At 56.3% G+C, this 24,080-nt stretch carries 22 protein-coding genes and 1 other RNA gene; 7 read left to right on the forward strand and 16 right to left on the reverse strand.

The window, feature by feature from the left end; all coding sequences use genetic code 11:
• Window positions 1-4 precede the first annotated feature (4 nt).
• Window positions 5-985 (forward strand): tRNA-modifying protein YgfZ, encoded by a 981-nt coding sequence (gene ygfZ, locus SP99_RS18305; protein ID WP_047959421.1) that lies wholly within the window; start codon window positions 5-7, stop codon window positions 983-985.
• A gap of 84 nt (window positions 986-1,069) precedes the next feature.
• Here the strand turns inward: ygfZ and trhA are convergent, their stop codons facing one another.
• Window positions 1,070-1,729, reverse strand: coding sequence for a PAQR family membrane homeostasis protein TrhA (trhA, locus tag SP99_RS18310; RefSeq protein ID WP_025757753.1), 660 nt, complete (start codon window positions 1,727-1,729; stop codon window positions 1,070-1,072).
• A 265-nt stretch (window positions 1,730-1,994) separates the two neighbouring features.
• Between trhA and SP99_RS18315 the strand changes: the two genes are divergently transcribed.
• Together SP99_RS18315 and SP99_RS18320 are read left to right on the forward strand one after the other, a co-directional pair.
• On the forward strand, window positions 1,995-2,726 hold the full coding sequence (locus SP99_RS18315; RefSeq protein ID WP_025757752.1) for a MurR/RpiR family transcriptional regulator: 732 nt from the start codon (window positions 1,995-1,997) through the stop codon (window positions 2,724-2,726).
• A gap of 116 nt (window positions 2,727-2,842) precedes the next feature.
• Window positions 2,843-4,276, forward strand: coding sequence for a 6-phospho-beta-glucosidase (locus SP99_RS18320; protein WP_047959422.1), 1,434 nt, complete (start codon window positions 2,843-2,845; stop codon window positions 4,274-4,276).
• 102 nt (window positions 4,277-4,378) lie between these two features.
• Here the strand turns inward: SP99_RS18320 and SP99_RS18325 are convergent, their stop codons facing one another.
• The 9 genes from SP99_RS18325 to SP99_RS18365 form a co-directional block, all read right to left on the reverse strand.
• Window positions 4,379-5,521: an IS481 family transposase gene (locus tag SP99_RS18325; RefSeq protein WP_047958346.1), complete on the reverse strand. Its 1,143-nt coding sequence runs from the start codon at window positions 5,519-5,521 to the stop codon at window positions 4,379-4,381.
• Window positions 5,522-5,635: 114 nt separating this feature from the next.
• A complete protein-coding gene (locus SP99_RS18330) occupies window positions 5,636-6,379 on the reverse strand; it encodes an SDR family oxidoreductase (protein WP_047959423.1) in 744 nt (247 codons plus the stop codon).
• A gap of 70 nt (window positions 6,380-6,449) precedes the next feature.
• Window positions 6,450-9,323 carry an aminomethyl-transferring glycine dehydrogenase gene (gene gcvP / locus SP99_RS18335; protein WP_047959424.1) on the reverse strand — a complete coding sequence of 958 codons (2,874 nt, stop codon included), beginning with the start codon at window positions 9,321-9,323 and terminating at the stop codon, window positions 6,450-6,452.
• 68 nt (window positions 9,324-9,391) lie between these two features.
• The gene (gene gcvH / locus SP99_RS18340; RefSeq protein WP_025757746.1) at window positions 9,392-9,781 is read right to left on the reverse strand and encodes a glycine cleavage system protein GcvH; all 390 of its coding nucleotides are present in this window, start codon (window positions 9,779-9,781) and stop codon (window positions 9,392-9,394) included.
• Window positions 9,782-9,804: 23 nt separating this feature from the next.
• On the reverse strand, window positions 9,805-10,899 hold the full coding sequence (gene gcvT / locus SP99_RS18345) for a glycine cleavage system aminomethyltransferase GcvT (RefSeq protein ID WP_025757745.1): 1,095 nt from the start codon (window positions 10,897-10,899) through the stop codon (window positions 9,805-9,807).
• A gap of 396 nt (window positions 10,900-11,295) precedes the next feature.
• Window positions 11,296-12,498 carry an FAD-dependent 2-octaprenylphenol hydroxylase gene (gene ubiI / locus SP99_RS18350; protein WP_047959425.1) on the reverse strand — a complete coding sequence of 401 codons (1,203 nt, stop codon included), beginning with the start codon at window positions 12,496-12,498 and terminating at the stop codon, window positions 11,296-11,298.
• A 12-nt stretch (window positions 12,499-12,510) separates the two neighbouring features.
• On the reverse strand, window positions 12,511-13,689 hold the full coding sequence (ubiH, locus tag SP99_RS18355; protein WP_047959426.1) for a 2-octaprenyl-6-methoxyphenyl hydroxylase: 1,179 nt from the start codon (window positions 13,687-13,689) through the stop codon (window positions 12,511-12,513).
• Window positions 13,686-14,999: a Xaa-Pro aminopeptidase gene (gene pepP, locus SP99_RS18360; protein ID WP_095452450.1), complete on the reverse strand. Its 1,314-nt coding sequence runs from the start codon at window positions 14,997-14,999 to the stop codon at window positions 13,686-13,688. The genes ubiH and pepP overlap by 4 nt, the downstream gene beginning before the upstream one ends.
• Before the next feature lie 31 nt (window positions 15,000-15,030).
• Entirely contained in the window at window positions 15,031-15,609 is a 579-nt protein-coding gene (locus tag SP99_RS18365; RefSeq protein ID WP_024906571.1) for a YecA/YgfB family protein, read from the reverse strand.
• Window positions 15,610-15,777: 168 nt separating this feature from the next.
• On the opposite strand from SP99_RS18365, the gene zapA reads away from it, so the two are divergent.
• From zapA to SP99_RS18375, 3 genes are all read left to right on the forward strand, one after another.
• Window positions 15,778-16,107: a cell division protein ZapA gene (zapA, locus tag SP99_RS18370; protein WP_006811891.1), complete on the forward strand. Its 330-nt coding sequence runs from the start codon at window positions 15,778-15,780 to the stop codon at window positions 16,105-16,107.
• Between the two features lie 41 nt (window positions 16,108-16,148).
• Window positions 16,149-16,332, forward strand: a non-coding RNA gene (ssrS, locus tag SP99_RS24045) — 6S RNA.
• Window positions 16,333-16,356: 24 nt separating this feature from the next.
• On the forward strand, window positions 16,357-16,953 hold the full coding sequence (locus SP99_RS18375; RefSeq protein WP_047959428.1) for a 5-formyltetrahydrofolate cyclo-ligase: 597 nt from the start codon (window positions 16,357-16,359) through the stop codon (window positions 16,951-16,953).
• A 100-nt stretch (window positions 16,954-17,053) separates the two neighbouring features.
• Here SP99_RS18375 and serA read toward each other — a convergent pair whose 3' ends face one another.
• Together serA and rpiA are read right to left on the reverse strand one after the other, a co-directional pair.
• A complete protein-coding gene (gene serA / locus SP99_RS18380; RefSeq protein ID WP_045286590.1) occupies window positions 17,054-18,286 on the reverse strand; it encodes a phosphoglycerate dehydrogenase in 1,233 nt (410 codons plus the stop codon).
• A gap of 267 nt (window positions 18,287-18,553) precedes the next feature.
• Window positions 18,554-19,213 carry a ribose-5-phosphate isomerase RpiA gene (gene rpiA, locus SP99_RS18385; protein ID WP_013098630.1) on the reverse strand — a complete coding sequence of 220 codons (660 nt, stop codon included), beginning with the start codon at window positions 19,211-19,213 and terminating at the stop codon, window positions 18,554-18,556.
• 127 nt (window positions 19,214-19,340) lie between these two features.
• Here rpiA and argP point away from each other — a divergent pair, with 127 nt between their 5' ends.
• Window positions 19,341-20,234 (forward strand): DNA-binding transcriptional regulator ArgP, encoded by an 894-nt coding sequence (gene argP / locus SP99_RS18390; RefSeq protein WP_008499727.1) that lies wholly within the window; start codon window positions 19,341-19,343, stop codon window positions 20,232-20,234.
• A gap of 42 nt (window positions 20,235-20,276) precedes the next feature.
• Here argP and SP99_RS18395 read toward each other — a convergent pair whose 3' ends face one another.
• The 4 genes from SP99_RS18395 to fbaA all read right to left on the reverse strand — a co-directional run bounded on the left by SP99_RS18395 (window position 20,277) and on the right by fbaA (window position 23,999).
• The gene (locus tag SP99_RS18395) at window positions 20,277-21,008 is read right to left on the reverse strand and encodes an oxidative stress defense protein (RefSeq protein ID WP_025757736.1); all 732 of its coding nucleotides are present in this window, start codon (window positions 21,006-21,008) and stop codon (window positions 20,277-20,279) included.
• A 92-nt stretch (window positions 21,009-21,100) separates the two neighbouring features.
• Complete coding sequence (gene argO / locus SP99_RS18400) at window positions 21,101-21,736, reverse strand: arginine exporter ArgO (protein WP_025757735.1); 636 nt, start codon at window positions 21,734-21,736, stop codon at window positions 21,101-21,103.
• Window positions 21,737-21,878: 142 nt separating this feature from the next.
• Entirely contained in the window at window positions 21,879-22,733 is an 855-nt protein-coding gene (gene mscS / locus SP99_RS18405) for a small-conductance mechanosensitive channel MscS (protein WP_045286591.1), read from the reverse strand.
• Window positions 22,734-22,919: 186 nt separating this feature from the next.
• Window positions 22,920-23,999: a class II fructose-bisphosphate aldolase gene (fbaA, locus tag SP99_RS18410; protein ID WP_008499731.1), complete on the reverse strand. Its 1,080-nt coding sequence runs from the start codon at window positions 23,997-23,999 to the stop codon at window positions 22,920-22,922.
• Between the last annotated feature and the right edge of the window lie 81 nt (window positions 24,000-24,080).

Genomic DNA, 24,080 nt, shown 5'->3' on the forward strand with positions numbered 1-24,080 from the left:
CGTTATGGCATTTACACCATTTTCTCCTCGCCAGCCCGCCGCCTCTGCGCGTCTGCCGCTGACGCTTATTTCTCTTGATGACTGGGCGCTGGCAACCCTCACCGGTGCCGACGCCGAAAAATACCTGCAGGGCCAGGTGACAGCCGACGTCAGCCAGATGACCGAACACCAGCACCTGCTGGCGGCGCACTGCGACCCAAAAGGCAAGATGTGGAGCAACCTGCGTCTGTTCCGCCGTCAGGACGGCTTTGCCTTTATTGAGCGTCGCAGCCTGCGTGATGCACAGCTCAAAGAGCTGAAAAAGTACGCCGTCTTTTCCAAAGTCACTATCGCCCCGGACGATGAACATGTCCTGCTGGGCGTGGCCGGCTTCCAGGCACGTGCGGCGCTGAAAAACCTGTTCAGTGAACTGCCGGATGCAGAAAAGCAGGTGGTCAGCGAAGGCGCGACGTCCATTCTGTGGTTTGAACACCCGGCGGAGCGTTTCCTGTTAGTCACGGATGCCACAACGGCCGAGCGCGTGACCGAGGCGCTGCGCGGCGAAGCGCAGCTCAACAACAGCCAGCAGTGGCTGGCGCTGAATATCGAAGCGGGCCTGCCGGTTATTGACGCGGCCAACAGCGCGCAGTTTATTCCTCAGGCCACCAACCTGCAGGCGCTGGGCGGCATCAGCTTTAAAAAAGGCTGTTACACCGGCCAGGAGATGGTCGCGCGGGCAAAATTCCGCGGGGCAAACAAACGTGCGCTGTGGACGCTGGCAGGTCACGCCAGCCGCGTACCGGAAGCCGGTGAAGATCTCGAGCTGAAGATGGGTGATAACTGGCGCCGTACCGGCACCGTGTTAGCCGCCGTACAACTGGATGACGGACGTCTTCTGGTGCAGGCGGTGATGAATAACGACATGGAAGCCGACAGCGTGTTCCGCGTGCGTGACGACGCGAATACGCTGAGCATTGAGCCGCTGCCGTATTCTCTTGAAGAGTGATGCTGTATCGCCCGGTGGCGCTGCGCTTACCGGGCCTACAGATCCCGTAGGTCGGGTAAGGCGAAGCCGCCACCCGACAAAAAACTACACCTGCCCCACATACAAATAAATCGCCAGAAAATGGCACACGCTGCCCCCCAGCACAAAGCCGTGCCAGATGGCATGGTTGTAGGGGATACGTTTGCAGACGTAGAAAATCACACCGAGCGAGTACACCACACCACCTAAGGCCAGCAGGGTCACGCCTCCTACCGCCAGTTTGACGGCAAGCTGATACACCACAATCAGCGACAGCCAACCCATCGTCAGATAAGTCACCAGCGACAGCACCTTGAAGCGGTGCGCGATGGTCAGCTTAAACAGGATCCCCAGCAGCGCCAGGCTCCAGATAACAATCATCAGGCCGCGCGACAGCGGTGAGTTGAGCCCCACCAGCAGAAACGGCGTATAGGTACCTGCAATAAGAAGATAGATAGCGCAGTGGTCAAATTTCTTAAGCCACATCTTGGCCCGCTGATGCGGGATAGCGTGATACAGCGTCGAGGCCAGGAACAACAGGATCATGCTCCCGCCATACAGGCTGTAGCTGGTAATGGCCATCGCGCTGGCGTTGGTATCCACCGCCTGTACCAGCAATAACACTAAACCGACAATCCCAAACACCAGGCCAATGCCGTGGCTGATGCTGTTGGCTATCTCCTCAGCCAGCGAATATCCCTGTGCGATTAATGGTCTACTCACCATACAAAACTCCGGGAAAACAAAAGATGATTATTCATCGCATCACTATGCTAACTGAGAATGATTCCAGTGAACACCTGTTAGCTAAAATAATTTCATTTCAGAATTTATACCTAAAAATCATAGGCATAAATAAATTTTTCACCTAACATTTGTTCACATAAAAATTTAATCATTATGAATCAAAGGTATAAAAATGGATCGTGCCGTCTGGCTGCATGTTATGATGGGGAGATAAGGTCTGAATGAGAGTTATGCCATTGTGAGTATGTTCACCCACTCCGTCATTGCCAGTCTCAATAACCTTGAGATGATGGTCTATAACTATGTCATTAAAAACCGTGACAAAGTGATGTACATGACCATCCGCGAGCTGGCGGATGCGGCGGGTGTCTCCACCACCACGATCCTGCGCTTTTGCCGCAAACTCAACTGCGAAGGCTATTCGGAGTTTCGCGTGCGCTTTAAGCTCTATTTAGAGCAAAATGAGCCCCAACAGGCGAATTTCGGTGCCAGCGAAATTATCAGCTTTTTTAAGAGCGTGAATAACGAAGAGTTCGATGCGTTACTGGATGATGCAGTCGATATTATTTTATCTTCAGAGCGAATTATATTTGTCGGTGCAGGTACATCAGGATCGCTGGCGAAATATGGCGCACGTTTCTTCTCAAATATTGGAAAATTCAGCAACCATATCGACGACCCTTATTTCCCGGTGACCAATGACATGGCGAAAAATGCACTTGCCATTGTCCTTTCCGTCTCAGGTGAGACCGAAGAGATCCTGCGCTTCGCCAGCCAGTTCAGCCTGCACCACTGTAAGGTGCTCTCCATTACCAGCCACGAGCACTCGCGTCTGGCAAAACTGGCGGACTTTAATCTCTCCTGGCATGTCCCCCAGACGCGTATTGCGGGCGTTTACGATATTACCACGCAAATTCCCGTCATCTATATTCTGGAATCTCTCGGCCGTAAACTGGCGAAGAAACTGACAGAATAAAACATCCTGTTTTTTTGATGTAACAAATCACATTGAGTGCAAATTGTTATATCGTGACATTTAATTCCGCTTTGCTAGACTCGATGCCAGTAAGCCATTTATTGAGAATAGCAGCGATGAAAAAATTAACCTTACCAAAAGATTTTTTATGGGGTGGTGCCGTTGCCGCTCACCAGGTGGAAGGCGGCTGGAATAAAGGCGGTAAAGGGCCGAGCATTTGTGATGTTCTGACCGGCGGCGCACACGGTGTGCCGCGGGAGATCACCCAGGAGGTGGTGCCGGATAAATACTATCCCAATCATGAGGCCATCGACTTCCATGGCCACTATAAAGAAGACATCAAGCTGTTCGCCGAGATGGGCTTCAAATGTTTCCGCACCTCCATCGCCTGGACGCGCATCTTCCCGAAAGGTGATGAAACGCAGCCCAACGAAGAAGGGCTGAAGTTTTACGACGACATGTTCGATGAGCTGCTGAAATACAACATCGAACCGGTGATCACCCTCTCCCACTTCGAAATGCCGCTGCACCTGGTGCAGGAGTACGGCAGCTGGACCAACCGTAAAGTGGTCGATTTCTTTGTGCGCTTCGCGGAAGTGGTTTTTGAGCGCTACAAAAACAAGGTCAAATACTGGATGACCTTCAACGAAATCAACAACCAGCGTAACTGGCGTGCACCGCTGTTCGGCTATTGCTGCTCCGGTGTGGTTTATACCGATCACGACAACCCGGAAGAGACCATGTACCAGGTGCTGCATCACCAGTTTGTGGCCAGCGCCCTGGCGGTAAAAGCCGCGCGCCGTATCAACCCGGCGATGAAAGTCGGCTGCATGCTGGCCATGGTGGCACTCTATCCCTTCTCCTGCAAACCGGAAGACGTGATGTTCGCCCAGGAATCGATGCGCGAGCGCTATGTCTTTACCGACGTCCAGCTTCGCGGTTACTACCCGTCTTACGTGCTGAATGAGTGGGAGCGTCGTGGCTTCTCCATCAGGATGGAGCCAGGTGACGAGCAGATCCTGCGTGAAGGTACCTGCGACTACTTAGGCTTCAGCTACTACATGACCAACGCGGTCAAAGCGGAAGGCGGCACCGGAGATGCGATTTCGGGCTTTGAAGGCAGCGTGCCAAACCCGCACGTCAAGGCCTCCGACTGGGGCTGGCAGATTGATCCGGTGGGCCTGCGCTATTCGCTGTGCGAACTGTACGAGCGTTACCAGAAGCCGCTGTTTATCGTGGAAAACGGCTTCGGCGCTTACGATAAAGTCGAAGAAGACGGCAGCATCAACGACGACTATCGCATCGACTACCTGCGCGCTCACGTGGAAGAGATGATCAAAGCCGTGACCCATGATGGCGTGGATCTGATGGGCTACACGCCGTGGGGCTGTATCGACTGCGTGTCGTTCACCACCGGCCAGTACAGCAAGCGCTACGGCTTTATCTATGTGAACAAACACGACGACGGTACGGGCGACATGTCGCGCTCCCGTAAGAAAAGCTTCGAGTGGTATAAAGGCGTGATTGCCAGCAACGGCGAGAAACTCTAACTCCGTAACGCCGGGCGGCGCTACGATTGATCCCCTCTCCCCTTTGGGGTGTACGGTCCGGGGACATGGTAGACAGGTGTTCGGGGACATGGTGAACACTTTTTAACATCCTTTACCCATGGTGATCGACTTTTTCTTCAGGTCGATCACCCCCACTTTCGTGCTGTACCACCACACTTCATAGCAGCCATCCTCCTGCGTCTCCTTCAGTCCGACCCGCTCTCCCCTGAACGCTTTACCCGCGCTCAGACTTACCCCTTTAACGCTCAGCTTTCCGCTGATATCCACTTTCCTGACCATCACGCCCTCGTCGTATTCCGGGGGCGTTGTGTTGCCGCTGTACCGTCGCGATGACGGCTGATACCGCGAGCCCGGTACCGCCATATCCAGCGCCTCATGCGGGCGTTCAAGGTTATAGACCGTCCGCCAGTGGTCGAAGGCGCGCTGCAGTTCACCGCTGTCCGCGAACCACTTCCCCTGCAGCACTTCCGCCTTCAGGCTGCGGTGAAAACGCTCCAGCTTGCCCTGCGTCTGCGGATGATACGGCCGGGAGTGCCCCACCCGGATACCCTGGCGCATCAGCCACAGCTCCAGTGCCGTCCAGGTGCCGGTGGTGTCTCCCCACGGTGAGCCGTTATCCATCGTCATCCTGTCCGGCAGGCCGTAGCGTTCAAACACGCTGACCAGCTGCTGCTGCACGGTCTCTCGACGTTCATCGTTACAGTGCACCAGGCACAGGGAAAAACGGGAGTGGTCGTCCAGCAAAGTGAGCGGATGGCAGCGGCCACCGCCAAAGGGAAAGTGGCCCTTAAAATCCATCTGCCAGAGCCGGTTGGGCGCGTCATGTTCGAACCGTCCCGTGGCGGGAATGCCCGGTGAAGTGCCCGGCAGCAGGCCGTGACGGGCCATCAGGGTATGAACGGTGCTGAAGGCGGGCATGGTGTGCCCCTGGTCTTCCAGCCAGCGTTTAATCTTGCGGGCTCCCCAGCGTTGATGACGGTCATGGGCCATGCGCAGCAGGGCAGTGATGTCGTCAGATGAGCGGTTCGGGGAATGGTGCGGTATGCGCGGGCGGTCCTGAAGGCCGGAGGCCCCTTCCTCCGCCCAGCGACGAAGCCACTTGTAGCCGGTGGCAGGTGAAATGCCGAAGCGACGGCAGAGGGAACGGATGTTCGCCCCGTCCTGCGAGGCGAACAAAACAAACTCGGTACGTAATGACATGGTATCTCTCGCATCCCAGGGCATAAGCGACTCCATAAACGGATTCTTATGCCTTAGTTGTAAGTGTCTACCATGTCCCCGAACAAGCGTTCACTATGTCCCCGGACCGTACATGGGGAGAGGGTTAGGGTGAGGGGGTTATTTCCCGCCCGCCAACTCTATAAAACTCCCCGTCACGTACGACGCCTTCTCGCTCAGCAGCCAGATAATCGCCTGGGCCACCTCTTCCGGTTGCCCGCCGCGCTGCATCGGCAGTAACGATTTCACCCGGTCCACGCGGCCCGGTTCCCCGCCTGAGGCATGGATATCGGTATAAATCAGCCCCGGTCGTACACAGTTTACGCGAATACCCTGCGCCGCTACCTCCAGCGCTAAGCCGGTGGTCAGAGAGTCAACCGCTCCCTTGGACGCGGCATAATCCACATATTCGCCAGGCGCACCGAGTCGGGACGCCGCTGACGAGACATTCACTATCGCCCCGCCCTTGCCGCCATGTTTAAAAGACATGCGCTTGACCGCCTCCCGGCAGCAGAGGAAGTAACCCGTGACGTTAGTTGCAAGTACGCGGTTAATGCGCTCTGCGGACAAATTCTCGATAGTCGATTGTTCAAACAGGATCCCCGCATTATTGACCAGCGCGGTAAGCGGCTCGCCATCACGATCGAGGCTGTCAAACATCGCCAGCACCTGAGCTTCATCGCTGATGTCGGCGCGAACGGCAAAGGCTTTCCCTCCGGCATTGACAATCTGGTTGATAACGTCCGTCGCGGCCTTGATGTTGTGATGATAATTTACCGCCACGGTATAGCCTTCGCGTGCCAGCTGCAGCGCGGTGGCTTTCCCAATGCCGCGGCTCGCGCCGGTCACAAGTGCAATGCCCATTATCTTCTCCCAATAAAAAAGCCGGGTGGCGGCTTCGCCTTACCCGGCTTACATGACTTCACCCGCGCGATTACTGGTATTCGCTCATCGGTACGCAGGAGCAGAACAGGTTACGGTCGCCGTACACATCATCCAGACGCTTCACGGTCGGCCAGTATTTGTTTGCCACACCTGCCGGGAAGACCGCCAGCTCGCGGGAATAGCCGTGGTTCCACTCGTCCACCATTTCGTGCTGGGTGTGCGGGGCATTAACCAGCGGGTTATCTTCCAGCGTCCACTCGCCGTCCTGCACGCGATCGATCTCCATGCGGATGGCCAGCATCGCGTCGATAAAGCGGTCCAGCTCGGCTTTGCTCTCGGACTCCGTTGGCTCCACCATCAGCGTGCCCGCTACCGGGAACGACATGGTTGGCGCGTGGAAGCCGTAGTCGATCAGGCGCTTGGCGATATCCAGCTCGCTGATGCCGGTCTGCTCTTTCAGCGGACGAATATCGAGGATGCACTCGTGCGCCACGCGACCGTCACGGCCGGTATAGAGGACCGGGAAGGCCGACTTCAGTCGAGTCGCAATGTAGTTGGCATTCAGGATCGCCACCTGGCTTGCTTTTTTCAGCCCTTCCGCGCCCATCATGCGGATATACATCCAGCTGATTGGCAGGATAGAAGCGCTGCCGAACGGTGCCGCAGAGACCGCACCCTGACGGGTCAGCATGCCTTCGATCTGCACGACGCTGTGGCCTGGGACAAACGGCGCCAGGTGCGCTTTCACACCGATTGGCCCCATGCCCGGACCGCCACCGCCGTGCGGGATGCAGAAGGTCTTGTGCAGGTTCAGGTGCGACACGTCCGCGCCGATAAAGCCCGGAGAAGTAATACCTACCTGAGCATTCATGTTCGCGCCGTCGAGGTATACCTGACCGCCGAACTGATGCACCACTTCGCACACTTCACGGATGGTCTCTTCGTACACGCCGTGGGTGGACGGATAGGTCACCATGATGCAGGAGAGCTTGTCGCCTGCCTGCTCGGCTTTCGCACGCAGGTCGGCCAAATCGATGTTGCCGTTCTTATCGCACGCCACGACCACCACTTCCATGCCCGCCATCTGAGCGGAGGCCGGGTTGGTGCCATGCGCGGAGCTTGGGATCAGGCAGATATCGCGGTGCCCTTCGTTACGGCTTTCATGGTAATGACGGATGGCCAGCAGGCCCGCGTATTCACCCTGCGCGCCGGAGTTCGGCTGCATGCAGAGCGCGTCGTAACCGGTCAGCTTCACCAGCCAGTCGGAAAGCTGATTGATCATCATATGATAGCCTTCCGCCTGCTCTGGCGGGCAGAACGGGTGCAGCTCGGCAAACTCAGGCCAGGTGATTGGGATCATCTCTGCCGCGGCGTTCAGCTTCATGGTGCATGAGCCCAGCGGGATCATCGCCTGATTCAGCGCCAAATCTTTGCGTTCCAGAGAGTGCATGTAACGCATCATCTCGGTTTCGCTGTGGTAGCGGTTAAAGACCGGGTGCGTCAGGATCGCGTCATTACGCAGCATGCTGTCCTGAATGGAGCGGCTGTCGAGCGCAACCTCTTTGTCGAGCGCGTCAATGTCCAGACCGTGCGCATCACCCAGCAGCACGTTAAACAGGTTGAGAATATCGTCGCGGGTGGTGCTTTCATCCAGCGTAATGCCGACGGCGTTGTGGATGTCGCTGCGCAGGTTAATCTCTGCGGCATTCGCGCGAACCAGCACTGCCGCTTTATCCGCCACGTCCACACACAGCGTGTCGAAGTAGTGGGCATGGCGCAGTTTGAGGCCTTTCTGCTGCAGGCCGCAGGCCAGAATATCGGCCAGACGGTGAATGCGGCTGGCAATGCGTTTCAGACCAGCCGGGCCGTGGAACACGGCGTACAGGCTGGCGATGTTGGCCAGCAGCACCTGCGAGGTACAGATGTTGGAGTTCGCTTTCTCGCGGCGGATATGCTGCTCGCGAGTCTGCATCGCCATGCGCAGCGCGGTGTTACCGGCAGCATCTTTTGAGACGCCGATAATACGGCCAGGCATGGAGCGTTTGAATTCATCTTTCGCGCCGAAGAACGCCGCATGTGGGCCACCGTAGCCCATCGGTACGCCGAAGCGCTGTGCAGAGCCGAAGACAATATCCGCCCCCTGTTTACCCGGGGCCGTCAGCAGCACCAGCGCCATAAAATCGGCGGCGACGCTGACCACCACTTTACGGGATTTCAGCTCGGCAATCAGTGCGCCGTAGTCGTGAACTTCACCGGTGGTTCCCACCTGCTGCAGCAGCACGCCGAAGACGTCCTGGTGATCCAGCACTTTATCAGCGTCGTCGACAATCACGTCAAAGCCGAAAGTTTCCGCTCGGGTACGCACCACGTCCAGCGTCTGCGGATGCACGTCCGCCGCCACGAAGAAACGGTTAGCATTTTTCAGCTTGCTGACGCGCTTCGCCATCGCCATGGCTTCGGCAGCCGCGGTAGCTTCATCCAGCAAAGACGCGGAAGCGATGTCCATTCCGGTCAGATCCAGCGTCACCTGCTGGAAGTTCAGCAGCGCTTCCAGGCGACCCTGAGAGACTTCTGGCTGATACGGGGTATAGGCGGTATACCAGCCCGGGTTTTCCAGCATGTTGCGCAGGATGACCGGCGGCAACTGCACGTTGGTGTAGCCCATGCCAATGTAAGACTTAAAGCGCTTGTTGAGGCCGGCGATAGCCTTCAGCTCCGCCAGTGCGGCGAACTCCGTGGTGGCTTCACCCACCTGCGGCGGTGTGGCAAGCTGGATGTCTTTTGGCACAATCTGGCCGATCAGTGCGTCTAATGAATCCGCGCCAACCGTCTTCAGCATCTCCTGCTGTTGCTGAGCATCCGGCCCAATGTGACGTTCAATGAAGGCGCCACGGTTTTCAAGCTGGCTTAAAGTCTGTGTCATGAGCGATGGTTCCTGAAACGTGCAGTGAATGTGTTTTCTCCCTCTCCCACAGGGAGAGGGATAATGGCTTACTCGTCTTCTAACAGGGCTTCGTACGCGGTCGCATCCAGCAGCGCGGCAACCTGCGATTCGTCGCTGGCTTTGATTTTGAAGATCCAGCCTTCGCCATAAGGCTCGCTGTTGACCAGCTCCGGGGAGTCGTTCAGCGCGTCGTTGACAGCGACAATTTCACCGCTTACCGGTGCGTAGATGTCTGATGCCGCTTTGACGGACTCCGCCACGGCGCAGTCGTCGCCCGCGCTGACGGTTGCGCCGACTTCAGGCAGGTCAACAAACACCATGTCGCCCAGCAGCTCTTGCGCATGCTCGGTGATCCCGACGGTGTAAGTGCCGTCCGCCTCTTTGCGCAGCCACTCGTGTTCTTTGCTGTATTTCAGTTCTGCTGGCACATTGCTCATTGAAGTTCTCCTGATAAAAATAGTTAGGCGACCGGCTTACCGGCGCGAACAAAAATCGGTTTGGTCACGTTGACCGGCATTTCGCGGTTGCGGATTTGCACCACCGCCGTTTCGCCAATGCCTGCCGGCACACGTGCCAGTGCAATACTGTAGCCCAGCGTCGGGGAGAAGGTTCCGCTGGTGATCACGCCTTCGCGAGGATTGCCATCAGCATCGGTAAAACGCACCGGCAGCTCGCCGCGCAGTACGCCTTTTTCCTTCATCACCAGGCCAACCAGCTGTTCAGTGCCCTTCTCGCGCTGCATCTCCAGCGCTTCACGGCCAATAAAGTCACGGTCAGCCGGTTCCCATGCGATGGTCCAGCCCATGTTAGCGGCCAGCGGAGAGACGCCTTCATCCATCTCCTGACCGTAGAGGTTCATGCCTGCCTCCAGGCGCAGCGTATCGCGCGCGCCAAGGCCAGCCGGCTTCACGCCCGCTTCCACCAGCGCACGCCAGAAATCAGCGGCCTTCTCGTTCGGCATCGCAATTTCGTAGCCTGCTTCGCCGGTGTAGCCGGTGGTGGCGATAAACAGATCGCCCGCCTGCACGCCGAAGAACGGCTTCATGCCTTCAGTGGCTTTACGCTGCTCATCGTTGAACAGAGACGCGGCTTTCGCCTGCGCGTTCGGCCCCTGCACGGCAATCAGTGACAGATCGTCACGGACGGTGATGTCGATGGCATACGGTTCGGCGTGTTGGGTGATCCAGGAGAGGTCTTTTTCGCGGGTGGCGGAGTTTACAACGAGGCGGAAGAAATCTTCGGTGAAGTAATAAACGATAAGGTCGTCAATCACGCCGCCAGAGGCATTCAGCATGCCGGTATAGAGCGCTTTACCCGGCGTTTTTAGTTTGGCGACGTCGTTTGCCAGCAGATAACGCAAAAACTCCCGGGTGCGGCTACCGTGCAGATCGACAATCGTCATATGGGACACGTCGAACATACCGGCATCGGTGCGCACCGCGTGGTGCTCATCAATCTGCGAGCCGTAGTGCAGCGGCATCATCCAGCCGTGGAAGTCCACCATGCGGGCGCCGCATAACACGTGCTGTTCGTACAAAGGAGTCTGTTGAGCCATCTTGTCCTCGTTGAAAAATTCACCGTGAAACCCGGTATCGGCCCCGTTATCAGGCCCGACGCAAACGTTCTCTTTTACCTGAACTTACCACCGAAACCGGCGGTTAACCATAAGGTAAAACGGGTCATCACATTAGCTTATGACCAAAAAACGCTGAAAAGCCTACAGAGTTATTCACTGGAAAAATGCGATTAACCCCGCACAAAATTAACATCGCGCTAACAGGATTTAGCACATGGTGATATTTCATGCGGAAAAACGGGCTGAATTTCCGTAACCCGAAAAACGCGGCATTAGATTATCTAATGCGAAAAATGGCGTGAAATTAGAATATTTCAAACGAGGAAATTTCCCCGGCGCAGAGGCCGGGAAAATAAAGTGTGACGGGGGTCTAAATTAGCGTAGCCAGTCCGGCAGGTCGTTCAGACCCATCGCCTGACGAAGGAGTTGGGGTTTAACACCCGGAAGGGTATCGGCAAGCTTGAGGCCAATGTCGCGCAGCAGTTTTTTCGCCGGATTGGCCCCGGCAAACAGTTCGCGGAAGCCCTGCATGCCCGCCAGCATCACCGCCGCGCTGTGCTTGCGGCTGCGTTCATAGCGACGCAGATAGAGATGCTGACCGATATCTTTCCCTTCGCGATGCAAACGACGCAGCTCTTCTACCAGCTCCGCCGCGTCCATAAAGCCAAGGTTAACCCCCTGCCCGGCCAGCGGATGAATGGTATGCGCTGCATCCCCCACCAGCGCCAGACGGTGCGCCGCAAACTGGCGCGCGTAACGGCCAGTTAGCGGGAACACCTGCCGCTCGCTCTCAAGCGTGCACAGGCCAAGGCGGTTATCAAACGCCACGCACAGCGCCCGGTTAAAGGCGTCCGGCGTCGCCTCATGCATCTGCCGGGCTTTCTCCGGCACCAGCGACCAGACAATCGAGCACAGGTGCGGATCGGCAAGCGGCAGGAACGCCAGTATGCCGTCGTTGTGGAAAATCTGCCGCGCCACGCCGCCGTGCGGCTCTTCGGTGCGGATCGTCGCGACCAGCGCGTGATGACGGTAATCCCAGAAGGTCAGCGGGATATCGGCTTTATTACGCAGCCAGGAGTTCGCCCCGTCAGCCCCCACCACCAGACGCGCGGTCAGCATGTCGCCGCTCTGCAGGGTGATAAACGCCTCGTTTTCCCCCCACGCCACCTGCTGGATTTGCGCGGGTGCCATCAGGGTGACATCGCTACAGGACTGCGCTTTTTGCCACAGCGCATGATGAATAACGGCATTCTCAATAATGTGGCCAAGGTGGCTATAGCCCATGCTTTCATCATCAAAAGCAATATGGCCAAAGCTGTCTTTGTCCCACACTTCCATGCCGTGATAGCAGCTGGCGCGCTGCGCCACGATATCCGGCCAGACGCCAAGGTGCGTCAGCAGCTTTTCGCTGGCCGCATTGATTGCCGAGACGCGCAGTTCCGGCGGCGCATCCTGGGCTACCGGCTGGGGCTGCTTTTGTTCCAGCACCGCCACGCGCAGGCCGCTGCCCTGTAAACCACAGGCCAGCGCCAGTCCAACCATACCGCCGCCAACGATAGCGACATCAACATTTTGCACGGTGATAACTCCTTAACGCGCGACCCAACCAAGAGTCCGCTGCGCCAGCACGTCACGTGCCGGTATGAATAGTTCCATCGCCATCAGCCCGAGGTTGCGGCCCGCAACCAGCGGTGCCCAGCGATTGGCAAACAGATGAACCAGGCCATCGGTGACACCGATTGTCGCCTCTTTATCCGCCTGGCGTCGTTTCTGGTAATGGCTGAGCACCTGATATGCGCCACAGTCTTTTTGCTCGCCCCACGCCTGCGAAAGCGTTTCTGCCAGACTCATCACGTCGCGTAACCCAAGGTTGAAACCTTGCCCCGCAATGGGGTGCAGCGTCTGCGCGGCATTACCGACCAGCGCCAGACGATGGGAGATGGACTGCGACGCGGTGGTTAATGAAAGAGGATATACCGTCCGCTTGCCGGCATGGGTAATGCGCCCCAGCCGCCAGCCAAACGCCTTTTGCAGCTCGGTACAAAAACGTTCGTCTGACCAGGCCTTAACCTCTTCCGCCTTATCCTGCGGGTGACACCAGACCAGCGAACAGCGACCGTTCGACATCGGCAGCATCGCCAGCGGACCATGCTGCGTAAAGCGTTCAAAAGCCCTGCCGTTGTGTTCTGCAGCCGTTGAGACGTTGGCGATAACCGCCACCTGCCCGTAAGGCTGCTGGCGCCACTCCACGCCACACTGGGTGCCGAGCGCCGAGCGCGAACCGTCTGCGGCGACCAGCAGTTGGCCATCCAGCACGGTGCCGTTTTCCAGCGTCACGCTGACCGACGCTTCACTGCGGCTTACGCTTGCCACGCGCGCCGGACAATGCAGCGTCACGCCCGGCGCATCCTGAAGCAGGCGGAACAGACGTAAACCCACATCGTGTAGCTCAACGACCTGACCCAGGGCATCAATACGGTAATCCTGCGCCTCCAGCGTGACAAAGCCAGCATGGCCGCGATCGCTAACGTGAACGGTACCGATCGCCGTGGCACGGTCGGCTATCGCCTGCCAGATACCAATACGCGCAAGCTGCTGACAGGTTCCCTGCGCCAGCGCAATGGCGCGGGCATCAAAACCGGGGTGATTCGACGCCTCTGGCGCAACGGCTTCCACCAGGTGCACCGGAAGCTGGCCCTGCGTCAAATGCGAAATGGCCAGCGCCAGCGTGGCCCCGGTCATGCCGCCGCCCACGATGATCACGCTCATGCGCGCGCCGCTGCCATCAGCGCCTCGATATCGTCAGCGTTTTTCACGACACTCGCGGTCAGGTTTTCATTACCGGTTTCGGTAATAACGATGTCGTCTTCAATACGAATGCCAATCCCGCGGTATTCTTCAGGCACGTCGGCATCCGGCGCGATATATAACCCCGGCTCCACGGTTAATACCATGCCCGGCTCCAGCACGCGCGAACGGTCGGCGCCATACGCACCAACGTCATGGACATCCAGCCCCAGCCAGTGGCTCAGGCCGTGCATGAAGTACGGTCGATGCGCATTTTCAGCAATCAGGGTCTCCACATCCCCTTTCAGGATCCCGAGCCTGACCAGACCGGTAATCATGATGCGTACCACTTCGCCGGTCACTTCCTGCATAGAGGTCCCCGGGCGATACAGGTTGAGCGCCGTCTCAAGGGATTCCAGCACGATGTCGTAAATAGCGCGCTGTGCCGGTGAAAATTTACCGTTCACCGGGAAGGTGCGGGTGATATCCCCCGCGTAGCCCTGATATTCGCAACCAGCATCGATAAGCACCAGATCGCCATCGCGCAGCGCACTTTCGTTTTCGGTGTAGTGCAGAATGCAGCCGTTTTCCCCGCCGCCAACAATGGTGTTGTAAGAGGGATAACGCGCGCCGTGACGGTTAAATTCGTGGTGAATTTCGCCTTCCAGCTGATATTCGAACATCCCGGGACGGCACTTCTCCATGGCGCGGGTGTGCGCCAGGGCGCTGATTTCGCCCGCACGGCGCATCACGTTCAGCTCTTCTTCAGATTTGAACAGACGCATCTCATGCACCACCGGACGCCAGTCCGTGAGAGTAGCGGGCGCGGAGAGGTTCTGCCGCGAGCCTTTGCGCAGCTTATCCAGCGCGGTGAAAACAATCTCATCGGCGTATGCATATTCGCCCTGCGCGTGATAGAGCACGTCGAGGCCGTTAAGCAGCTGGTAAAGCTGCTGGTTGATTTCACTAAACGCCAGCGCACGATCAACGCCCAGTTTTTCCGGTGCGGCCTCCTGCCCCAGGCGGCGGCCAAACCAGATTTCGGCCGTCAGATCGCGCACGCGGTTAAAAATCACGCTGTGGTTGTGAGTGTCATTGCTCTTAATCAGCACCAGTACCGCTTCCGGCTCGTTAAAGCCGGTGAAGTACCAGAAATCGCTGCTCTGGCGATAGGGATATTCGCTGTCGGCGCTGCGCGTCACTTCGGGCGCAGCGAAAATCAGCGCGGCGCTGCCCGGCTGCATTTTTGCCAGCAGCGCCTGACGGCGGCGCGAATACTCTTGACTCGAGATAACCATGACACCCTCCTGTGCGTTATTTTTCTTAATGTAAGGTTGGCTTGCGGACTTCCGGCGCGGTCGGCTGTGAGCGCGTAAAGTTGTCATGGCACAGCAGTGCCGCCACGCGCACGTACTCAATGATCTCTTCGAGAGACATTTCCAGCTCTTCCTGGTCTTCGTCCTCATCGTAGCCAAGCTGGGCGATGTTGCGCAGATCGTCGATCGCTTCACCCGCTTCGCCGGTTACTTTGTCCAGTTTAGGCTGCGTGACGCCCAGACCCAGCAGATAATGATTTACCCAACCCGCCAGCGCATCGGCGCGATCGAACACGCTGACGTCGTCGCCTTCAGGCAGATAAAGCTGAAAAAGGAAGCCATCGTCTTCCAGCGAATCGCTGATGGCGGCATGCATTTTACGCAGCGCTTCCGCCAGCTCGTGACCAAACGCCAGCCCTTCATTCGTGAGGTCGTGGATCAGCGGCTGCCATGAGCTGTCGCTGTTTCCGCCGCACAGCATGCCACTGATCAGACCGTGCATTTCGGCAGGGGTTAAACCGACTCCCTGCTGGTTCAGTAACTGGTTTAAATCCTTGTAACCAGGCATTTCGTTCTGTATAGACATGCGCATTCGTCATCATTGGGGGGAAGTTTCATGATATGCTACCACTTTGGACCCTGGTGATACCAGAAAAGGGCTTGTATCTTCACATCAGGGTAGCTATAGTGTCGCCCCTTCGCAGCCCCCGGGGCATCAGGCGAAGGCAGCGCAGTCAATCAGCAGGAAGGTGGCATGTCTGCACAACCCGTCGATCTCCAGATTTTTGGCCGTTCACTGCGAGTGAATTGTCCGCCTGAACAAAGGGATGCTTTGAATCAGGCTGCGGACGATTTGAATCAGCGGTTGCAAGATCTAAAAGAACGCACTAGAGTCACAAATACTGAGCAGCTGGTTTTCATCGCCGCGTTGAACATCAGCTATGAACTGACTCAGGAAAAAGCGAAAACCCGCGACTACGCGGCAAGCATGGAGCAGCGCATTAAAATGCTCCAGCAGACCATTGAACAGGCATTGCTTGATCAGGGTCGCAATCCCGAAAGACCGGGACCAAAGTTTGAATAACACTTCTCAGTTGACTATGGTAGAGTAACTGTGAAGACAAAATTTCTCTGAGATGTTCGCAAGCGGGCCAGTCCCCTGAGCCGATATTTCATACCACAAGAATGTGGCGCTCCATGGTTGGTGAGCATGCTCGGTCCGTCCGAGAAGCCTTAAAACTATGACGACACATTCACCTTGAACCAAGGGTTCAAGGGTTACAGCCTGCGGCGGCATCTCGGAGATTCCCTCTCTTTTCTTCTACCGACTACCATGACTCAATTCCCTGAAGTTTCTGCCTCACGCCAGGATATTCGTCAGCTCATTCGTCAACGCCGTCGTGCGTTAACTCCAGAACAGCAAGCGCATTTTGCGCAGCAGGCCGCCGCTCGCATGATGGCGTATCCCCCTGTTGTGATGGCGCATACGGTCGCACTGTTTCTGTCGTTTGATGGCGAACTGGATACCCAACCGCTCATCGAGCAACTCTGGCGAGCCGGGAAGAAGGTCTATCTGCCGGTGCTGCATCCGTTTAGCAAAGGAAACCTGCTGTTTCTGCACTACCACCCGCACAGCGAGCTGGTGGTGAATCGTCTGAAAATCACTGAACCCAAACTCGACGTGCGCGATGTGCTGCCGCTTGCCGAACTGGATGTGCTGGTCACGCCGCTGGTGGCGTTTGACGAACAGGGTCAGCGTTTGGGCATGGGCGGCGGTTTTTACGACCGGACGCTGCAAAACTGGCAGCAATACGGTTTACAGCCGGTGGGTTACGCGCATGATTGTCAGGCGGTGGAATCTTTGCCGGTTGAGAAGTGGGATGTGCCGTTGCCGGCGATAATAACGCCCAGTAAAACCTGGACCTGGTAGAATAAAGCCGGGTGGCGCTTACGCTTACCCGGCCTACATAAATTCTCGAACTTTGTAGGTCGGGTAAGCGTTAGCGCCACCCGACACACAGCCCGCACTATCAGTAAAGAAGACGTGCGCGAATCGTCCCTGGAATTGCCTTCATGCTCTGCAGCGCTTTCTCGGCAACGTCTTCATCCGCTTCGATATCAATAACCACGTAGCCCATCTGCGAATTGGTTTGCAGATACTGCGCAGCGATGTTGACGCTCTGCTCAGCAAAGATCTGGTTGATGGCAGTCAGCACGCCTGGACGGTTTTCGTGAATGTGCAGCAGACGACGGCCGCCGTGCAGCGGCAGAGACACTTCCGGGAAGTTAACGGCGGAGAGCGTCGAGCCATTGTCGGAGTATTTGCTCAGTTTACCCGCCACTTCCAGACCGATGTTCTCCTGCGCTTCCTGAGTCGAACCGCCGATGTGCGGCGTCAGGATCACGTTGTCGAACTCGCACAGCGGAGAGTTAAACGGATCGCTGTTGGTCGCAGGCTCAGTCGGGAAGACGTCAATCGCGGCACCTGCCAGATGTTTGCGTTTTAGCGCATCACACAGGGCTGGAATGTCGACAACTGTACCGCGCGCGGCGTTGATCAGCAGTGAACCCGGCTTCATCAGCGCCAGCTCTTCCGCACCCATCATGTTTTTGGTAGAGGCGTTTTCCGGCACATGCAGGCTGACCACATCGCTCATGTTCAGCAGGTCGGAGAGATGTTGAACCTGAGTGGCGTTCCCCAGAGGCAGTTTGCTTTCAATGTCATAAAAGTAAACGTGCATCCCCAGAGATTCCGCCAGAATCCCGAGTTGAGTACCGATGTGGCCATAACCAATGATACCCAGTTTCTTACCACGGGCTTCGTATGAACCTGTAGCCAGTTTGTTCCAGACGCCACGGTGCGCTTTGGCGTTAGCCTCCGGGATACCGCGCAGCAACAGCAGCAATTCGCCAATCACTAACTCCGCCACGGAACGGGTGTTGGAGAAAGGTGCGTTGAATACAGGAATACCGCGCTTAGCGGCGGCGTTCAGATCAACCTGGTTGGTACCGATGCAGAAACAACCGATGGCAACCAGCTTTTCCGCCGCGGCAATCACATCTTCAGTCAGGTGGGTACGGGATCGCAGGCCAATGAAGTGAGCATCCCGGATGGCTACTTTCAGCTCTTCGGTATCCAGCGCGCCTTTATGGAATTCGATGTTGGTGTAACCTGCCGCACGAAGGCTATCGAGTGCTTTCTGATGCACACCCTCGACCAGCAGGAATTTAATCTTGTCTTTCTCCAGTGATACCTTTGCCATTTACCCGACCCTGTATTTTATCTGAACTGATGTTGTGCTGGATTGAAATCCGCTCTAGCCAACATATCAAAAAAAACTATTGCAGCAATATGAACGTTTGCGTCAGCACTCTGAAGAAAAGTCATACAGGGCAAAATGACAGAGGAAAATGCTGCGGAATTTTACGTACGTGGCAGGATCGGCAAACGAGGCGTAAAAACGTGACACAAGTCACCGAATTTAGCTTTTCAAAAATTTTTTAGCGGGGGGTGAGCGCCCCCCGTCAGATCATTTTACGATGGTTTTCACACCGTCAGCCGTACCAATCAGCGCCACGTCCGCGCCACGGTTGGCAAATAACCCTACAGTGACAACGCCCGGAATGCCATTGATGGCGTTTTCCAGCGCAATCGCGTCGAGAATTTCCAGTCCGTGAACGTCGAGGATCACGTTGCCGTTATCGGTCACTACGCCCTGACGATATTCCGGACGTCCGCCCAGTTTGACCAGTTCACGCGCCACGGCGCTGCGTGCCATCGGGATCACTTCAACCGGCAGCGGGAATTTACCCAGAATATCGACCTGCTTGGACGCATCAGCGATGCAGATGAACTTATCCGCAACGGAGGCGATGATTTTTTCACGGGTCAGCGCCGCGCCGCCGCCTTTGATCATCTGCATATGGCCGTTGATCTCATCCGCGCCATCAACGTAAATGCCCAGACGATCAACTTCGTTCAGATCGAAAACGGTAATGCCGAGGCTTTTCAGCTTTTCCGTGGAAGCATCAGAGCTGGACACAGCCCCTTCAATCTGCCCTTTCATCGTGCCCAGCGCATCGATAAAGTGCGCCGCCGTCGACCCGGTACCAACACCGACAATGGTGCCCGGTTGTACGTACTGGAGAGCGGCCCATCCTACTGCTTTTTTCAGTTCATCCTGCGTCATGATCGTTTTGCCTGTGGTGTGAAAACTCAGGGCGCATTATAGAACACGTCGAATGGAATTCGTCTGCCACGAAGGGAAAATTGTGTCATAGTGCAGAATAAGCAAAATTAAGGAGCCAGCCAGAGCAATGAAACGTCCGGACTACAGAACACTACAGGCACTTGATGCAGTTATTCGTGAACGAGGTTTTGAGCGCGCGGCGCAAAAGCTTTGCATCACGCAGTCCGCCGTATCGCAGCGTATCAAACAGCTCGAAAATATGTTCGGCCAGCCACTGCTGGTGCGTACCGTGCCGCCTCGCCCAACGGAGCAAGGACAAAAACTCCTCGCCCTGCTGCGTCAGGTTGAGCTGCTGGAAGATGAGTGGCTGGGTGACGAACAAACGGGCTCTACGCCGCTGCTGCTCTCTCTGGCGGTTAACGCCGACAGTCTGGCAACCTGGCTGCTGCCGGCCCTTGCGCCGGTATTGGCGGACTCCCCTATCCGCCTGAATTTGCAGGTTGAAGATGAAACCCGTACCCAGGAGCGCCTGCGTCGTGGTGAAGTGGTTGGGGCGGTCAGTATTCAGCCTCAGGCGCTACCGAGCTGTCTTGTCGATCAGCTGGGTGCGCTGGATTACCTGTTTGTTGGTTCAAAAGCCTTTGCCGAGCGCTATTTCCCCAACGGCGTGACCCGCGCCGCGCTGCTGAAAGCGCCTGCCGTGGCGTTCGACCATCTGGACGATATGCATCAGGCGTTCCTGCAGCAAAACTTTGACCTGCCGCCGGGCAGCGTGCCGTGTCATATCGTTAACTCGTCGGAAGCCTTCGTGCAGCTGGCGCGTCAGGGCACGACCTGCTGCATGATCCCGCATCTGCAGATTGAGAAAGAGTTGAAAAGCGGTGAGCTGATTGATTTGACGCCGGGGCTGTATCAGCGCCGGATGCTCTACTGGCACCGTTTTGCGCCAGAAAGCCGCATGATGCGCAACGTCACCGACGCGCTGCTGGCCTACGGGCATAAGGTGTTGCGACAGGATTAAAAGAAAAGCCGGGTGGCGGCTACGCCTTACCCGGCCTGTTGATTATTGTGCAGGTTTCGGCTGTGCTGCAACGGGTTCCAGCTGGAACACCACATCAACCTGATCGTCAAACTGGATCGTCGGCTGCTCGTAAGTTTCCTGAGCGGATACCGGCGCCGCATCGGCTTTCATCATTCGCACCATTGGGCTTGGCTGGTAGTTAGAGACGTGGTAACGCACGCTGTATACCGGGCCGAGCTTGCTGTTAAAGCCGGCAGCCAGCTGCTGTGCCTGGTGCATTGCGTCATCAATTGCCGCTTTACGTGCCTGGTCTTTGTATTTCTCCGGTTGCGCAACGCCCAGTGACACGGAACGAATTTCATTCAGGCCCGCCTTCAGCGCACCATCCAGCAAGGCGTTCAGCTTATCCAGCTGACGGACGGTCACTTCAACGGTACGAACGGCACGGTAACCTTTCAGGATACTTTTGCCATTCTGGTAGTCGTAATCGGGTTGAGTGCGCAGGTTAGCGGAGTTGATATCTTTTTTACCGACACCGTTCTGCTCAAGGAAAGAGAGGTATTGCGCAACGCGATCGTCAGCCTGCTTTTTGGCAGACGCCGCATCTTTCGCGGCCACATTCACTTCAATTGCCAGCGTTGCAACATCGGGTACCGCATCCACGCTTGCGGTGCCTGACGTGACGATGTGCGGACCATCCGGCAGTTCACTTGCCTGCACCGACACCGCACCTAAACTTACTAATGCCGCCAGGGCCATCACCTTAAACTTCACTGTCATTCCTCCATGTTGCAAAGAGTGCCCCAACAACAGGGCGCATGCCAGCAAGCTTAGCGCGTCTTGTTCAGTTGTCCATAAGACAAGGCTTAGTTGAACAATTGCTGGACATGGTGAATCCCCTCTTTTGCCAGCTGAAAGGCGATAAACCACATCACCACGCCCACCAGCGTGTTGATGATCCGCTGCGCTTTGGCCGTACGCAGACGAGGGGCCAGCCAGGCCGCCAGAATCGCGAGTCCGAAGAACCAGAGGAAAGAGGCGCTTACCGTACCGAGCGCAAACCAGCGTTTAGGTTCAACGTCCAGCTGTCCGCCCAGGCTGCCCAGCACCACGAAGGTATCAAGATAAACATGCGGGTTAAGCCAGGTCACCGCCAGCATGGTGACGATAATCTTCCATCGCCCCTGTTTCATCACTTCAGCGCTTGCCAGTTCGAGGTTGCTGCTCATGGCCGTTTTCAGCGCGCCGAAACCATACCAGAGCAGGAACGCCACGCCGCCCCAGGTAACCAGCGCCAGCAGCCAGGGAGACTGCATCAGCAGTGCGCTACCGCCAAAAATGCCGGCACAGATCAGCAGTAAATCGCTTACCGCGCACAGCAGGGCAATCATCAGATGATACTGGCGGCGGATGCCCTGGTTCATCACAAACGCATTTTGTGGACCGAGGGGAAGGATCATGGCCGCACCCAATGCAAGCCCTTGAAAGTAATACGATAACATGACGAGATTCTCACTGTATTGTCCTGGAAGCAGACTATACTGCGCGAATCACATTAGAGGAAATTGATAATATTAATTGGGGATTAGCGGGGCTTATAAAAGTAAAGCCCGGTGGCGCGAGCGCGTACCGGGCCTGAGGATGTTATTCTGCTTCTTTGACTTTTTTGACGTTGACGTCCATCTGCGGGTACGGGAAGCTGATGCCGTTGGCGTCGAAGTCGCGCTTAATACGCTCCAGCACGTCCCAGTAGACATTTTGCAGATCGCTACTCTTGCTCCAGATACGCACCACAAAGTTAATAGATGATGCCCCCAGTTCGTTCAGACGAACGGTCTGCTCTTTGTCTTTCAGAATGCGATCGTCTGAGGCAATGATGTTGCTAATCAGCGTCTTCACCTGATCGATATCGGAGTCATACGCCACACTGATAATCAGCTCGTTACGACGCACCGGTTCACGGGAGAAGTTAATGATATTGCCTGCAATGATTTTCCCGTTCGGCACGACCACGATGCGGCCATCAACGGTACGCAGTGTCGTTGAGAAAATCTGCACCTGCAGCACGGTTCCGGCAATACCGCCAAGGTCAACGTATTCACCTGAGCGGAACGGGCGGAAGGTTACCAGCAAGACACCTGCCGCCAGGTTCGCCAGCGAGCCCTGCAGTGCCAGACCAATAGCCAGGCCGGCGGCACCGAGCACTGCGATGACGGATGCCGTCTGTACGCCCACGCGCCCCAGGGCTGCAATCAGCGTAAAGGCGATAATGCCGTAGCGCACCAGTGCGGAGAGGAAATCAGCGACCGTAGCGTCAATATGACGAGCCAGCATCACTCGGTTAACCGCATTCGAGACAATACGCGCCACGATCATCCCGACGATAATGATGGCGATCGCCGCGACAATGTTCACGGCATAGCTCAGCAGCAGTGCCTGGTTGCGCACCAACCAGTTACCGGCGGTATTGATGCTGTCTACAACATCGAGTTGTTCCATTTATTCTTCCTTTTGTTAAACCCAAACATAAAATCCATCCCCCGTGGAGACAGGCAGGTCAGTAAAGGGTAAACAAAAAGCACCGGATTTGCCAAACAGATCACAAAAACCAGCCCGACAGGCTATTGAAAAAGCATAAAAAAAGGCCCGCATTTGCGGGCCTTCTGATGCTGTTAGCAGCTCACATTACAGAACGTCGATCGCGTTCAGTTCTTTGAAAGCCTGCTCCAGACGGGTCACCATGGACGTCTGCGCTGCGCGCAGCCATACGCGTGGATCGTAGTATTTCTTGTTCGGCTGGTCTTCGCCTTTCGGGTTGCCCAGCTGGCCCTGCAGGTAAGCTTCGTTCGCTTTGTAGTACTGCAGAATACCGTCCCAGGTTGCCCACTGGGTGTCGGTATCGATGTTCATTTTCACTACGCCGTAGCTTACGGAGTCTTTGATTTCCTGAGCAGAAGAACCGGAACCGCCGTGGAAGACGAAGTTCAGGCTGTTGTGCGGCAGGTTGTGTTTCTTGGACACGTATTCCTGAGAGTCACGCAGGATGGTCGGGGTCAGAACCACGTTACCTGGTTTGTAAACGCCGTGTACGTTACCGAAGGACGCTGCAATGGTGAAGCGTGGGCTGATTTTGCTCAGCTCGGTGTAAGCGTAATCAACGTCTTCTGGCTGAGTGTACAGGGCAGAAGCGTCCATGTGGCTGTTGTCCACGCCGTCTTCTTCACCACCGGTGCAACCCAGTTCGATTTCCAGGGTCATGTCCATTTTGGCCATGCGCGCCAGGTATTTAGAGCAGATTTCGATGTTTTCGTGCAGTGACTCTTCAGACAGGTCGATCATGTGAGAAGAGAACAGTGGCTTACCGGTTGCCGCGAAGTGTTTTTCACCCGCGTCCAGCAGACCGTCGATCCACGGCAGCAGTTTCTTCGCGCAGTGGTCAGTGTGCAGGATAACAGGAACACCGTAGTGTTCAGCCATCTGGTGTACGTGGTGCGCACCAGAGATCGCGCCCAGGATAGCAGCACCCTGAGGAATGTCAGTTTTCACGCCTTTACCCGCGATAAACGCAGCACCGCCGTTAGAGAACTGAACGATAACCGGCGCTTTAACTTTTGCAGCGGTTTCCAGTACGGCGTTGATGGAGTCGGTACCCACGCAGTTAACTGCTGGCAGAGCGAAGTTGTTTTCTTTAGCTACCTGGAACACTTTCTGTACGTCATCACCAGTGATCACGCCAGGTTTTACGAAATCAAAAATTTTAGACATGTTGCTTAGTCCTGTATCTTCGGCCGTTAGAAAAGGTGCGAGCTCTTAAAAGCGCGCTGAAAATTGGGCAGGTTTCCCTGC

It is taken from the genome of Enterobacter sp. BIDMC92, from assembly GCF_001030225.1.
Taxonomy (GTDB): Bacteria; Pseudomonadota; Gammaproteobacteria; order Enterobacterales; family Enterobacteriaceae; genus Enterobacter; species Enterobacter sichuanensis.